The organism is Streptomyces alfalfae, assembly GCF_004127445.1.
GTDB lineage: Bacteria > Actinomycetota > Actinomycetes > Streptomycetales > Streptomycetaceae > Streptomyces > Streptomyces alfalfae.
In genome coordinates this window covers 236,403-249,827 of record NZ_QEXM01000015.1, presented here as the reverse complement: position 1 = coordinate 249,827, position 13,425 = coordinate 236,403, and the positions used below count along the sequence as shown (strand labels likewise).

Sequence of the window (13,425 nt, the reverse complement as noted above, 5' to 3'; positions counted from 1 at the left end):
ACGGACACGCGCCCCCTGGCCGTTCGCGTGAGCGATTACGCTCCTGCCCCATGAGCACGTCCGACCAGACCGAACTTCCGTACGACGACGAGGACGCGCCGGAGGACGCCGCGCCGCCCGGCCCCACCCCCGCCGCCCGCGCCCGGCGCGCCCGTATCGCCGCGGCCTCGCTGCTCATGGCCGCGGCGGCGGCCGTCCTCGCGCTGCGCCTGGCGAGCCGGTCGTCGGTCCTGGTCGTCGGGGTCTACGGACTGCTGCTCATCCTCTGCGGCGTGGTGATCGAACTGAGCCGCCGCGGCCGGACCAGGCTCGGCTCCTGGCTGCTGGCCGCGGGGCTCGTGGCGGCGCTGCTCATGGACGGGGTCGTCCTGGCATAGCCGCCTCCGCCGGCGCCGACTCCCGCACGCCGTGCCGCTCGTGCAGCCGCCGTAGCGGACCCGGCGCCCACCAGGCGCGGCGGCCGAGCAGGGCCATCGTCGCCGGCACGAGGAGCATCCGGACCACGGTGGCGTCGATGAGGACGGCCAGGGTCAGCCCGAGCCCGATCTGCAGGATCGGTGAGAAGCCGCCCGTCATGAACCCGGCGAAGACGAGGGCGAGCAGCAGCGCCGCGCAGCTCACCACGCGCCCGGAGCGGCGCAGCCCCTCGACGACGGCGGTGCGGTGGTCCCCGGTCTCCGTCCAGCTCTCCCGCATCCGGGAGAGGATGAACAGCTCGTAGTCCATGGCGAGCCCGAAGGCGATGGCGATGATCAGCGGCGGCGCCGTCAGACTCAGCGATCCCAGCCCCTCGCCGCCGAGCAGCGAGGCCCCGTGCCCGTGCTGGAACACCCAGGTGACGACGCCGAGCGCGGCGGCGAGGCTGAGCAGGGTGGTGGCGAGGGTGCGCAGCGGGATCAGCACCGAGCCGGTGAAGGCGAAGAGGAGGGCGAACAGGCCCACGACGACGGTCAGCACGGCCCAGGGGGCGCGCTCGGCGAGCATGGCGCGGAAGTCGACGAGGCGGGCGGCGTTCCCGGTGACCCGGACGGGTTCGCCGCCCCGCAGATCGCGGACGCGCTCGACGAGCCGGGTGGCGGTGGGGCCGTCGGAGGGGCCCCTCGGGGTGAGTTCGAGGAGGACCGTGCCGTCGGAGAGCCGCTGCCGCTCGGTCGCCGCGACACCCGGCAGGGCCCGTATCCGGCGCTCGCAGTCGGCCTCGGCGCCCGGCCTGATCAGGACCTCCACGGGGCTGGTGTCGACCGCGGCCGGATAGTGCGCGCGCACGGTGTCGTAGAGCTGCCGGGCCTCGGTGCCGTGCGGCAGCTGCCGGGCGTCACCGATGCTGATCCGCATCCCGAGAGCGGGCACGGCGAGGGCGGCCAGCGCGGTGACGACGAGCGCGAGGACGGCGAGGGGACGGGCCACGGAGAACCGCGCGAGCCGCGCGAAGAAGGCGCCTCCGCGTGCGGCGCGCGCGGTCGGCGCGGGGGCGGCGATCTTCCCGCCGAACCGCGCGAGCAGCGCGGGAAGCAGCGTCAGCGCCGCCAGCATGTCCACGACCACCACGGCCCCCGCGGCCAGGCCCATGCTGCGCAGGAACGGGCTGGGGAACCAGATCAGACCCGACAGGCTGATGGCCACCGTCAGGCCGGAGAAGAGGACCGTGCGGCCGGCGCGGGCCACCGTGGCGTGGACGGCCTCCGCCACGGCCGCGCCGCGCGAGCGCTCCTCGCGGAAGCGGACCACCATGAGCAGCGCGTAGTCCACGGCGAGCCCGAGCCCCAGCATGGTGACGATCTGCACGGCGTACACCGAGATGTCCGTGAGCAGGCTGAAGCCGAACAGGATGAGGAACGCCCCGGCGACCCCGCTGACCGTGACGAGCAGAGGGAGCCCCGCCGCGCGCAGCCCCCCGAAGATCAGCAGCAGCGCCAGCAGGACCGCGGGCAGGGTGATCAGCTCCGCCCTGGCCACGTCCTCCTGGGCCCGCGTCCCCAGCTGCTCGCCCAGCAGCGGTCCGCCGCTCACCGCGACGTCGGCGCCGTCGAGGTCCCGGATGACGTCCGCCGCGTCGCCGACCGCGTCCTCCTCCGCGTCGTCGTCCAGGCCGCCCTTGAGCGTCACCGGGATCAGCAGCGCCCGGGAGTCGTCGGCGACCAGGCCGCGCGTGGCGTAGGGGTCGGGGACCTCGGCGACGCCGGGCAGGGCGCGCACCCCGGTGACGGCGGCGGCCACCTCGGCGCGCAGCCCCGGCCGGTCGACCGGGCCGCCGCCGGAGACGACCGCGGTGAAGGACGCGCCGGCCGGGTCGAGTGCGTCGAGGAGGTCGTCCGTGACCACGGACTCACTTCCCGGAACGTCCTCCACGGTCGACGTCAGGTCCCCGAAGACCCGGGCGCCGAGGCCGAGGCCGAGGACGAGCAGGCCGACCCAGAGGGCGATGACGGTCAGCGGGCGGCGGGTCGCCGTCCGGGCGAGGGTGGCGAGCATGAGGGCTCCTTGACGGCTGCGGGAAGGCGTGTGGGCACGCGTCCCAGAGTCGTGCCGGAGCGCCGGCCGCGGATCGCCGCCCGGAGCGGTCCTGCGGCCTCCCTCCCCCGGGGGACGCCCTCACCCGCCGGAGGGAGCCGGGCCGGCCCGCGGTCCGCCTCCGCGCGGGCTCAGCTCTCCCCGTTCTCCCCGGCGACCACGAGACCCGTCTCGTACGCGCAGATCACCGCCTGCACCCGGTCCCGCAGCGCCAGCTTCGACAGGACGTTGCTGACATGGGTCTTCACCGTGTGCTCGCTCACCACGAAGGCCGCCGCGATCTCCGCGTTGGTCAGGCCGCGGGCCAGCAGCCGCAGCGTCTCCTCCTCGCGGGCCGTGAGCGCGGCGAGCCGTTCGGCGGGCGGCGCGCCGTCCGTGGCCCGCGCGGTGCGGCGGCGGCCCACGATGTCCGCGACCAGGCGCCGCGTCACCGCGGGCGCGAGCAGCGAGTCACCGGCGGCGACGACCCGCACGGCGTGCACCAGGTCGTCCCTGCGGACGTCCTTGAGCAGGAAGCCGCTGGCCCCCGCGTACAGCGCCTCGTACACGTACTCGTCGAGGTCGAAGGTCGTCAGCATGATCACCCGGCAGCCGGAGGAGCCGCAGACCCGGCGGGCCGCCTCGATGCCGTCCATCCCGGGCATGCGGATGTCGAGCAGGAGCACGTCGGGGGCGTGCAGGCGCACCGCGGCGACCGCCTCCGCACCGTCACCGGCCTCCGCGATCACCTCGATGTCCGGCTGGGCCGCCAGGATCATCGAGAAGCCGCTGCGCACCAGTTCCTGGTCGTCGGCGACCACCACCCGGATACTCATCCCCCCAGGATGCCGTGGGCAGCCGCGCCGCGACACGGAATCCGCCGTCGGGGCCGGGTCCGGTCTCCGCACGCCCGCCGCAGGCGCCCGCCCGCTCGTGCACGCCGATGAGCCCGTGCCCGCCCCGGCCGTCGCCCGACGGGTCGCCGCCGCGGCCGTCGTCGGTGACGGTGAGCCGCAACTCCGCGTCGTGCCACGCCAGTTCCACGCGCACCCGGCTCGCCCGCGCGTGCTTCACCGCGTTCGTCAGCGCCTCCTGCACGATGCGGTACGCCGCGACCTCGGCGTCCGGCGACAGGGGGCGCGGCGGCCCGTGCGTCGTCAGGCGGACCTCGGGGCCGGCGCGCCCGACCCGGGCCACCAGCTCGGGCAGCGCGTCGAGCGTGGGCTGCGGGCCGCGGTCGCCCGGGGCCCGCTCCTCCTTGAGCACGCCCAGGATGCGGCGCAGCTGCACCATGGCGTCGCGGCCCGCGGCGGCGATCGCGTCGAAGGCGGCCTCGGCGCGCGGCGGATCGCTGCGCACCACCACGGGCCCGGCCTCCGCCTGCACCACCATGAGGCTCACCGCGTGGGCGAGGATGTCGTGCATGTCCCGGGCGATGGTGGCGCGTTCGAGGGCCACGGCCCGCGCGGTCTCGCTCGCCCGCTCCCGCTCCAGACGCCGGGCCCGGTCCTCCACGGCGGCGGTGTACGCGCGCTGGACGCGGCCGAGGGACCCCAGGACGTACGCGCTGACGAGGATCAGCAGGTGGAAGGGGTACTCATAGGGTTCCGCGCGCTCGTGGAACGCCATGGTGACCGTCGTGCCGATCAGCCACCCCGTGAGCATCAGGCGCCGCTGCCAGGGCCGGCCGAGCGCGGCCATGGTGTACAGCACGACGAGCCCGCCGTAGGTGACGTCGGGCGGGGGCCGGTGGTGGAGGGCCATGGCGGGCGTGAAGAAGGTGCTGACGCACGCGACGAGGAAGGGCGCGCGGCGCCGCCACACCAGCGGCACGGCCGTCCCCGCGCCGAGCAGGAAGCCCTGCGCGGACAGGGCGTCCCCGCCCTCCTCGGGGAAGAGGAACTGCAGGGACACGGCGAACAGCACGGCGGCCGCGAGCGCCGAGTCGACCACGTAGGGGTGGGCGGCGCGAAGCCGGGCGGCGGGCCAACGGGAGAGCGCGGGCATACGGCGGCTCCTCGGAGCGGGAAGCCGTGCCAGTATCACCGCGCCCGCACGGCGGCGTCCTCACCGGTGCGAGGGATATGCGGGGCCTACGACTCCAGGTACCGCAGCACCGCGAGGACCCGGCGGCTGTAGCCGGTCGTGCGGGAGAGGCCCAGCTTGTCGAAGATCGCGTTGAGGTTCTTCTCGACCGCGCTCAGCGAGATGTGCAGCTTCTCCGCGATGGCCGCGTTGGTGTGCCCCTCGGCGAGCGCTTCGAGGACGGTGCGTTCGCGCGGGGTCAGCCGGGTCAGCGGGTCGCTGTGCGTGGTGCGGATGAGCAACTGCCGTACGACCTCGGGGTCGATGGCGGCGCCGCCCGCGTGGACCCGTTCGAGCGCGTCCAGGAACTCCTCGACCTGCGCGACCCGGTCCTTGAGGAGGTAGCCGACCCGCTCGGCGCTGGAGGTGAGCAGTTGGGCCGCGTAGTTGCGCTCGACGTACTGGGAGAGGACGAGCACGCCCACCTCGGGCCGCTCCTCGCGGATGCGGACGGCGGCGCGCAGCCCGCCGTCGGTGTGGTCGGGCGGCATGCGGATGTCGGTGACGACGACGTCGGGGACGTCCCGCTCCACCGCGTGCAGCAGGGCGTCCGCGTCGCCCACGGCGGCGAGGACCTCGTGGCCCTCCTCGGCGAGCAGCCGCACCAGGCCCTCCCGCAGCAGGGTCGAGTCCTCGGCCAGGATTACGCGCACGGCAGCTCCGCGGTGATGGTGGTGGGTCCCCCGAGGGGGCTGTCGACGTCCAGGGCGCCGTCGAGCGCGGCGACCCGGCTGCGCAGCCCGGTCAGACCACTGCCCCCGGCGTCGGCGCCCCCGCGGCCGGTGTCGCGGACGCGGACGGTCAGGACGGCGCCCCGCTGCCGCACGCGGACGGAGACCTCCTCGGCCGACGAGTGCTTGGCGGCGTTGGTCACCGCCTCCGACACGACGAAGTACGCGGCGGTCTCGACGGCGGACGGCAGCGGGCCCGGCACGTCGTACTCCATGCGGACCGGGAGCGCGCACCGCTCCGACACCCCGCCGAGCGCCTCGTGCAGACCGAGGCTGTCCAGGGCCGTGGGGTAGACCCGCCAGGCCACCTCGCGCAGCTCGGTCAGGACTTCCTGGGCCTCCTTGTGGGCCTGCGCCAGGAGCGCGTCGGCCCGCTCGGGGGTGCGCCCGCGGCGGGCCCTGCCGAGCAGCATGGCGAGGGCGACGAGCCGCTGCTGGACGCCGTCGTGCAGATCGCGCTCGACCCGGCGCCGCTCCACGTCGACCGCCCGGACCACGGCGGCCCTGCTGGTGGCCAGCTCGTCGATACGCCGCTGGAGCAGCTCGCGCTCGGAGGGGCCGAAGCAGTCGCGGGCGAGGCGGGCGTCCTGGTCGGTGAGGGCGCGCAGCCCCTGGACGGCGAGGAAGAGCAGGGTGCCGCCGAGGACGAACTGGCTGAGCAGGTCCACCCAGCTCATCGAGGTGCGGACGACCGACACCGCGAAGATCCCCGCGAGGATCGCGCCGAAGTCGACCATGGCGACGACGACACCGCAGAGCAGCCCGGAGTACGTGCGGACGGCGAGGTAGCGCAGGATCTGCTGGTCGGAGGCGCGGTGCACGGGGAACGTGTCGTGGAAGAACACGGAGCGGCGCCCGCGCTCCAGGGCGGTGAGCCTGCGGGCGCCCGACGCGAGGAGCGCGTGGGCGCGGGGGCGGGTGCGCGGCCAGAGCAGGAAGGGGCCGGCGGCGGTCCCGGCGACGGCGAAGTAGACCAGTCCGAGCAGGGCCGTGAGGCAGCCGATGAGCACACCGAGGACCCTGAGCAAGAACGGGGCGGCCACGGGTTCCCTCACGTCGTCCGACACTAGCGGCACCTACCCGGCGCGGCGGTGCCGGGGAGCGTCGCCCGCCCGCTTCCGCGAGCGCACGCGTACGGCGATGTAGGCGGCGAGGGCGAGGACGACCAGGACGAGCACGGCCTTGGAGAGCAGCCCGACATAGGTCTCGACCACGTCCCACTGGTCGCCCAGCCAGTACCCGGCCATGACGAGCACCGAGTTCCAGATCAGGCTGCCCGCGGTGGTCAGGGCGAGGAAGACCGGCAGCCGCATGCGCTCCACCCCGGCGGGCACGGAGATCAGGCTGCGGAAGATCGGCACCATCCGGCCGAGGAAGACGGCCTTGGTGCCGTGCCGCGCGAACCACGCCTCGGTGCGCTCCAGGTCCTCCCGCTTGACCAGCGGCAGCTTCCCCCACAGGGCGTGCATGCGCTCGCGCCCGAACAGCACGCCGATCCCGTACAGGGCCGCCGCGCCGACGACCGAGCCGAGCGTCGTCCAGAAGAGGGCGGAGAACAGGCTGATCACCCCCTGCCCCGCGGCGAAGCCGGTCAGCGGCAGGATCACCTCGCTGGGCAGCGGCGGGAAGAGGTTCTCCAGGGCGATGGCGAGCCCGGCGCCGGGGCCGCCCATGACGTCCACCAGGTCGGAGGCCCAGCCCGCGATGCCGCCGGCGGGTTCCTGGGGGAGGGCGAGAGTCGTGAGGTCCATGGATTCCACGCTAGAAACCGCAGGTCATCAGCGGTATGGGGGTTGCCGTTGAGTGAGGGTGCGGAAAACCGCACCCTCCGCGGCCGGAAGGGCGCGCCTACGCGAAAGGGCGTCCCCGGAAGACCGGGAACGCCCTTTCGGCATTCGCAAGTGCGCCGCCAGGGACTCGAACCCCGGACCCGCTGATTAAGAGTCAGCTGCTCTAACCAACTGAGCTAGCGGCGCCTGCTGACTCATCAATAGTACCTGGTCCGAGGGGGTGCTCCGGACACCCGCCCGCGCGGCTAGAGCGCGAGCGAGAGCAGCAGCGGCGCCGCCCCGCGGTTCAGGGTGTCCGCGGCGTCGCGCAGCCGGTGGGCCTGCTCGACCGGCAGGGACAGGGCGAGGCAGCCGGCCGTGGAGCCCGCCGTGATCGGGACGGCGGCGCAGACGGTGCCGACCGCGTACTCCTGGAGGTCGAGGACGGGGACCGTGGCGGGCTGGGCGGCCAGGCGGTTGAGCAGGGCCCGTTCGTTCGTGATCGTCCGGGAGGTGAGGCGGGCCATCCGGTGGCGGGCGAGGTGGTCGCGGCGGCCGTCCACGTCGAGCTGGGTGAGCAGGCTCTTGCCGATGGCGCTGGCGTGGGCGGAGGAGCGGAAGTCCACCCATTCGTTGACCGCGGGGGTGCGTGGGCCCGCCGCGAAGTCGGTGACCTCGACCTCGCCGTCCACGTAGCGGCTGAGGTAGACGGCGGCGCCGATGGAGTCGCGCAGGCCGTCCAGGACGCTCTGGAGCTTCGCGCGCAGCGCCTGCTCGTGGTGGCCGGCCGCGGCCAGGCGGTTGAGGGTCTCCCCGGTCACATAGGCGCCGACCGGGCTGTCGGTGAGCTGCTCGACATACCCCTCCCGGCGCAGCATGCGAAGCAGGGGCGCGAGGCGGGTGGCGGGAAGACGGGTCTCGCGGGCGAGTTCCACGGTGGTCACGCCGGTGTCGTGCCGGGCGACTATGTCGAGCACGCGCAGGGCGCTCTGGACGGAGTCGTACGGCGCGGTCGCCTGGTGCTTCAACGCCACGGCTTCCCCCAGCGTGGAACGGATCCGGACAGTCGAGCTGCTCCCACGATAGTCGGCAAGGCCGCCGGGGGGAGCGCCCGTTGCCGAGATTCGTGGCGCGCTCCGGCTCCGTCAGCAGGAACGCGCCACGCCGGCATGTGCCGCGGTCATGCCCCGGTCCCGGGGCGGCGGCCGATGCCTCTCAGGGGCGTGTGCCGGTCACAGCACCGCGCCGAGGAACTCGCGGGTGCGCTCGTGCTCGGGCTCGGTGAAGATCTTCTCCGGCGTTCCGGACTCGATCACGTGGCCGGAGTCGAACATCAGCACTTGGTCCGAGATGTCCCGTGCGAAGTTCATCTCGTGGGTCACGCAGAGCATCGTGATGTCCGTGGTGTGCGCGATGTCGCGGAGCACGTCCAGGACGCCCGCCACCAGCTCGGGGTCGAGCGCGGACGTCACCTCGTCCAGGAGCAGCACCTGCGGGCGCATCGCCAGGGCGCGCGCGATGGCCACCCGCTGCTGCTGGCCGCCGGAGAGCTGCGTCGGGTAGGCGTCGCAGCGGTCGCCGAGGCCGACCAGGTCGAGCAGCTCGCGGGCGCGCTGCTCGGCCTCGTCCTTGGAGAGCCCGAGGACGGTGACCGGCGCCTCCATGAGGTTGCGCAGGACCTTCATGTTCGGGAAGAGGTTGAACTGCTGGAAGACCATCCCGATGTTCTTGCGGACCTCGCGCACGTGCTTCTCGCCCGCGGGGACGAGTCTGCCGTTCTTCTCCTCGTGGGTCAGGTACTGGCCGCCCACCCTGATCGTGCCCTCGTCCGGCCTCACCAGCGTCATGAGCAGGCGCAGGATCGTGGTCTTGCCGGAACCGGACGGGCCGATCAGCGTCACGTGCTTGCCGGAGGCGACGGAGAAGTCGAGCTGGTCGAGGACGGTGTTGGAGCCGTACCGCTTGACGACCTTGTCGAAGCGGATCAGCTCGCTGCCGTCGACGGCCGGGTTGGGGATTTCCTGGGAAGTGCTGTTGTCAGCGGACAAGACGACGCTCCAAAGCTCGCAGAAGAAGAGAGGCCGGGTAGGCGATGACGATGAAGGCGACGCCGACGACGCTGATCGCCTCGTAGGTGAAGGTCGCCTGGCTGTAGCCCTGGGCCTGGCCCAGCATGTCGAGCGCGCCGATGGCGGCCATCTGCGGTGACTCCTTCAGCATGACGATCACGTAGTTGCCGAGCGCGGGGATCACCCGGCGCACGGCCTGCGGCAGGATCACCGACGTCCAGGTCCGGCGCTTGGAGAGGCTGAGCGCGGTCGCCGCCTCCCACTGGCCGGCCGGCACGCCCTCGATGCCCGCCCGGTACACCTCCGAGGTGTACGTCGAGTAGTGCAGCCCGAGGCCGACGACGCCCGTGGTGAGCGGGGACATCGACGGGCCCCACTCCGGCACCACGTAGAACAGGAAGAACAGCTGCACCAGCAGCGGGGTGTTCCTGATGAACTCGGTCACCACCGTGACCGGCCACCGGATCCACTTCTTCTCCGAGCGCTGGGCGATCGCCCAGACCAGACCCAGCGAGAAGGCGATCAGGGTGCCGAACAGCAGCGCCTTGAGCGTGAGCTCCACGCCGTCCCAGAAGAGCGGCATGAAGTCGTCGACATGCGACCAGTTCCAGTTCACTTGGCACCCCCCGTGCCGGTCACGGCGTCGATCGACGACCGGGAGCGCATCCCGCCGAACAGGCTCGTCTTCTCCGGCGTCTGCCCGACGCGCTTCTTGGCGTGCCGCTCCAGGAGCCGCATGCCGCGCGTGAGGAGGAACGCGAGCACGAAGTACAGGCCGAGCAGCAGGGTGTAGATCGGCGCGCTCTCGTTCGTGACGAGCCGCAGCAGGTCACCCGCGAAGGTCATGTCGGCCACCGCGATGAGCGACACCAGGGACGTGCCCTTGAGCAGCTCGATCAGCAGGTTGTTGAACGGCGGAAGCATCTCCGGCCAGGCCTGCGGCAGCTCGATGCGGCGCAGCCGCTGCGCCGGGGTGAAGTTCAGGGCGATGCCCGCCTCGCGCTGCGCCGCCGGCACCGCGGCGAGCGCGCCGCGGACGATCTCCGACGCGTACGCCCCGTAGGTGATGCCGAGGGCCAGCACGCCCGCGAACATCGGCTGGAAACTGATGTGGAAGACCGGCGGCACGGTGAACGCGATCCAGAACATGAAGACCAGCGACGACGTGCTGCGGAAGATCTCGAAGTAGGCCCCGGCGAGGAACCGCACGATCCAGACGCGGGACGTGCGCAGCACGCCGATCGGGAAGGCGATCACGAAGGCGAGGGCCGCACTGAAGAAGGTCACCTGAATGGTGACCCAGATCCCGGGAAGGAACCAGTTCTGGAAGAACTCCGACGACATCATGAGGAGGCGCCCTTCGCAGGCGGACACAGCTTCTCGAGGGTCAGATCCGTCATCTCGTCCTCGGTGAAGCCGAACGGCTTGACGATGCGCAGGAGCTCACCGCTCTCCTTGAGCTTGTGCAGCTCCTTGTTGAAGGCGTCGCGCAGGTTCTTCTCGGAGAGCCGGAAGGCGAAGCCGCCCGCGCCGTAGGCGGGCTTGCCGTCGACCTCCGGCTGGAAGGGCTCCGTCGCCTCGGCGCGCGCGCTGCCCTTGACCACGGTGCGCACGGTGACGTTGGTGCCGGCGAAGGCGTCCACCCGGCCCTGCGCCACGGCGTCGAGCCCGGCCACCTGGTCGGGCAGGACCAGCACGTCCTTCACGCCGGCGGCCTTGGCGTAGTCGATCTCCGCGTAGGCGGTGCCGCTCGCCAGTTTCAGGCCCTTCTCCGCGATGTCCTCGTACGTCTTGATGCCGTGCGGGTTCCCCTTCTCGACGATGAAGGAGTCGAGCATCAGGTAGTCGGGGTCGGAGAAGAGGACCTGCTCGCAGCGCGTCGGGTTGATGTACATGCCCGCCGAGACCACGTCGAACTGCCGTGCCTGTGTGAGGCCGGGGATCAGGGCGCCGAACTTGGTGGGCACCGCCTTGACCTTGGGCACGCCGAGGCGCGGGAAGATGACCTTGGCGATCTCCGGCGCCTCACCGGTGACCTCGCCGTTCTCGTCGATGTAGCCGAACGGGACCTCGCCCGCGACCCCGATCCTGACCGTGCCGCCGTCGCGCAGCCGGTCCAGCAGATCGCCCCCCTCAACCTTCCCTTCCTCTGGCACCCGGCTGCACGCCGAGACGCCGAACGCGGCGAGCGCCGCCCCTCCCGCTCCGCTGAGCAGGGCGCGGCGGCGGACCGCTCTGCCTATCGATCCCTCGTTGTTCCCAAGTGGTGGAGCCATGGGCGCGCGGCTACCCGACCCGACGCGGAATATGCCGCTCAATTTCGGCCCATGATGCAATCGTTGTGGTCTTGACTCCAGAGAGGAGCATGGGACACATGGCAGAGCGATTCATCGAAGTCTCCCTCGCGAAGCGGGGAGTTCACTGCACGGCGAAGCTGCTCGACGACCGGGCTCCGGTGACCTGCGCGGCGGTGTGGGAAGCGCTTCCGCTCGGTTCGGACGTCTATCACGCGAAATACGCGCGCAACGAGATCTACGCCCTTTTCCCGGCATTCGCGGACCGCGAACCGCCCCTGGAAAACCCCACAGTCACCCCCATTCCGGGAGATCTCTGTTATTTCTCCTTTTCGGGTACGGAATTGGGGACGCAGGCGTACGGATACGAACCGGAGGCCGACGTCCGGGCCGGCGCCACCGTCGTCGACCTCGCCCTCTTCTACGAACGGAACAACCTGCTCCTGAACGGCGACGTCGGCTGGGTCCCCGGCATCGTCTGGGGCCGGATCGTCGAGGGCCTCGACCGCATGGCGGAGGCCTGCAACGACCTGTGGCGGGCGGGTGCGCAGGGGGAGACGCTGACCTTCCGGCGTCTCTAGCGGGGGCTCGGGGCCGGCGGCGCGATCCCCCCGGCCCCCGCCGAGTACAAGGCCTGCGCGGCACGCAGCACCAGCGCGTCGGCGTGCCGCGCGGCCACGATCTGGACCCCCACGGGCAGGCCGTCCGCGTCGGTCCCGCAGGGCACGGTCGCCGCGGGCTGCTGCGTGAGGTTGAAGGGGTACGTGAACGGGGTCCACCCCGTCCAGCGCCGGTACCCCGCCCCGCGCGGCGCCTCCATGCCCGCGGCGAAGGCGGTGATCGGCAGCGTCGGCGTGACCAGCAGGTCGTACGTCGCGTGGAACAGGCCCATGCGCCGCCCGAGGTCCATGCGGACGTCGACCGCCGCGAGGTAGTCGAGGGCGCTGTACCGCGCCCCCTGCCCGCAGACCTCCCGCAGCCCCGGGTCGAGCAGCTCGCGCCGCGCCGGGGGCATGTGCTGCACGACCCGGGCCGCGCCGCTGAACCACAGGGTCTCGAAGGCGGCCACCGGCTCAGGGAAGTCGGGGTCCGCCTCCTCCACGTACGCCCCCTGCGCCGCGAGCGACTCCACCGCGCGGCGTACGGCCGCCGCCACCGCGGGCCGCACGGCGACCTGACCGCCGAGCGAGGGGGAGTAGGCGACGCGCAGCCCGCGCACGCCCGCGTCCAGGCCCGCGCGGAAGCTCTCGTGCGCCGGGCCGAGCTGCGACCAGTCGCGGGCGTCGGGCGCCGCGATGACGTCCATCATCAGCGCCGCGTCCGCCGCGTCCCTGGTCATCGGCCCCACGTGGGCCAGCGTGCCGAACGGGCTCGCCGGGTACAGCGGCACCCGGCCGTAGGTCGGCTTGAGCGCGAAGATGCCGCAGAACGCCGCCGGGATGCGCACCGAGCCGCCGCCGTCCGTGCCGAGCGACAGCGGGCCCGCGCCGGCCGCCACCGCCACCGCGCTGCCCCCGCTGGAGCCGCCGGAGGTGCGGGAGGTGTCGTACGGATTGCGGGTGACGCCGCTCAACGGGCTGTCCGTGACGCCCTTCCAGCCGAACTCGGGGGTCGTCGTGCGGCCCACGAACACCGCGCCGTGCTCCCGCAGCCGCGCCACCGAGGGGGCGTCCTCGTCCCAGGACCGGTCCGCGCCGATGGTCTTCGAGCCGCGCAGGGTCGGCCCGCCGCGCATCAGCAGGAGGTCCTTCACCGACACCGGCACGCCGTCCACCAGGCCCAGCGGCTCCCCGCGCCGCCACCGCGACGCGCTCAGCTCCGCCTGCGCGAGGGCCTGCTCCGCCTCGATCCGCACGAAGGCGTTCAGGGACGGCTGTGTCTCCTCGGCCCGCCGCAGCGCGGCACGGACCGCGTCGACCGGGCTGAATTCACCCTTCCGGTAGCCGTCGACGAGTTGTACGGCGGTGAGCTCCGTGAGCTGGGTCAT

14 protein-coding genes and 1 tRNA gene are annotated in these 13,425 nt (G+C 72.7%); 2 read left to right on the top strand and 13 right to left on the bottom strand.

The window, feature by feature from the left end; all coding sequences use genetic code 11:
• The first annotated feature begins 50 nt into the window (after positions 1-50).
• Positions 51-377, top strand: a complete 327-nt coding sequence (locus DCW30_RS06195) for a hypothetical protein (RefSeq protein WP_076686018.1) — start codon at positions 51-53, stop codon at positions 375-377.
• On the opposite strand, the gene DCW30_RS06190 is transcribed toward DCW30_RS06195, so the two are convergent.
• From DCW30_RS06190 to ehuB, 12 genes are all read right to left on the bottom strand, one after another.
• Positions 352-2,472 (bottom strand): MMPL family transporter, encoded by a 2,121-nt coding sequence (locus DCW30_RS06190; protein WP_076686019.1) that lies wholly within the window; start codon positions 2,470-2,472, stop codon positions 352-354. The genes DCW30_RS06195 and DCW30_RS06190 overlap by 26 nt on opposite strands.
• Before the next feature lie 170 nt (positions 2,473-2,642).
• Positions 2,643-3,326: a response regulator gene (locus tag DCW30_RS06185; protein WP_062779115.1), complete on the bottom strand. Its 684-nt coding sequence runs from the start codon at positions 3,324-3,326 to the stop codon at positions 2,643-2,645.
• Entirely contained in the window at positions 3,220-4,497 is a 1,278-nt protein-coding gene (locus tag DCW30_RS06180; protein ID WP_076686021.1) for a sensor histidine kinase, read from the bottom strand. Before DCW30_RS06180 ends, DCW30_RS06185 begins: the two co-directional genes overlap by 107 nt.
• A gap of 86 nt (positions 4,498-4,583) precedes the next feature.
• Positions 4,584-5,228 carry a response regulator transcription factor gene (locus DCW30_RS06175; RefSeq protein ID WP_076686022.1) on the bottom strand — a complete coding sequence of 215 codons (645 nt, stop codon included), beginning with the start codon at positions 5,226-5,228 and terminating at the stop codon, positions 4,584-4,586.
• Positions 5,219-6,361, bottom strand: coding sequence for a sensor histidine kinase (locus DCW30_RS06170; RefSeq protein WP_232626689.1), 1,143 nt, complete (start codon positions 6,359-6,361; stop codon positions 5,219-5,221). Before DCW30_RS06170 ends, DCW30_RS06175 begins: the two co-directional genes overlap by 10 nt.
• A 21-nt stretch (positions 6,362-6,382) precedes the next feature.
• On the bottom strand, positions 6,383-7,057 hold the full coding sequence (locus DCW30_RS06165; RefSeq protein ID WP_062779104.1) for a DedA family protein: 675 nt from the start codon (positions 7,055-7,057) through the stop codon (positions 6,383-6,385).
• 151 nt (positions 7,058-7,208) lie between these two features.
• Positions 7,209-7,282: transfer RNA gene (locus tag DCW30_RS06160), tRNA-Lys, on the bottom strand.
• A 59-nt stretch (positions 7,283-7,341) separates the two neighbouring features.
• Positions 7,342-8,109 carry an IclR family transcriptional regulator gene (locus tag DCW30_RS06155; protein WP_076686024.1) on the bottom strand — a complete coding sequence of 256 codons (768 nt, stop codon included), beginning with the start codon at positions 8,107-8,109 and terminating at the stop codon, positions 7,342-7,344.
• A gap of 198 nt (positions 8,110-8,307) precedes the next feature.
• Positions 8,308-9,123: an ectoine/hydroxyectoine ABC transporter ATP-binding protein EhuA gene (ehuA, locus tag DCW30_RS06150; protein ID WP_062779097.1), complete on the bottom strand. Its 816-nt coding sequence runs from the start codon at positions 9,121-9,123 to the stop codon at positions 8,308-8,310.
• Positions 9,113-9,760 carry an ectoine/hydroxyectoine ABC transporter permease subunit EhuD gene (gene ehuD / locus DCW30_RS06145; protein ID WP_062779094.1) on the bottom strand — a complete coding sequence of 216 codons (648 nt, stop codon included), beginning with the start codon at positions 9,758-9,760 and terminating at the stop codon, positions 9,113-9,115. Before ehuD ends, ehuA begins: the two co-directional genes overlap by 11 nt.
• Positions 9,757-10,491 (bottom strand): ectoine/hydroxyectoine ABC transporter permease subunit EhuC, encoded by a 735-nt coding sequence (gene ehuC / locus DCW30_RS06140; RefSeq protein WP_076689285.1) that lies wholly within the window; start codon positions 10,489-10,491, stop codon positions 9,757-9,759. The genes ehuD and ehuC overlap by 4 nt, the downstream gene beginning before the upstream one ends.
• Positions 10,488-11,420, bottom strand: a complete 933-nt coding sequence (gene ehuB, locus DCW30_RS06135) for an ectoine/hydroxyectoine ABC transporter substrate-binding protein EhuB (protein ID WP_076686026.1) — start codon at positions 11,418-11,420, stop codon at positions 10,488-10,490. Before ehuB ends, ehuC begins: the two co-directional genes overlap by 4 nt.
• A 98-nt stretch (positions 11,421-11,518) precedes the next feature.
• Here ehuB and DCW30_RS06130 point away from each other — a divergent pair, with 98 nt between their 5' ends.
• Entirely contained in the window at positions 11,519-12,019 is a 501-nt protein-coding gene (locus DCW30_RS06130; protein ID WP_205576611.1) for a DUF3830 family protein, read from the top strand.
• On the opposite strand, the gene DCW30_RS06125 is transcribed toward DCW30_RS06130, so the two are convergent.
• Positions 12,016-13,425 carry an amidase gene (locus tag DCW30_RS06125; RefSeq protein WP_076686029.1) on the bottom strand — a complete coding sequence of 470 codons (1,410 nt, stop codon included), beginning with the start codon at positions 13,423-13,425 and terminating at the stop codon, positions 12,016-12,018. The two genes, DCW30_RS06130 and DCW30_RS06125, sit on opposite strands and share 4 nt — an antisense overlap.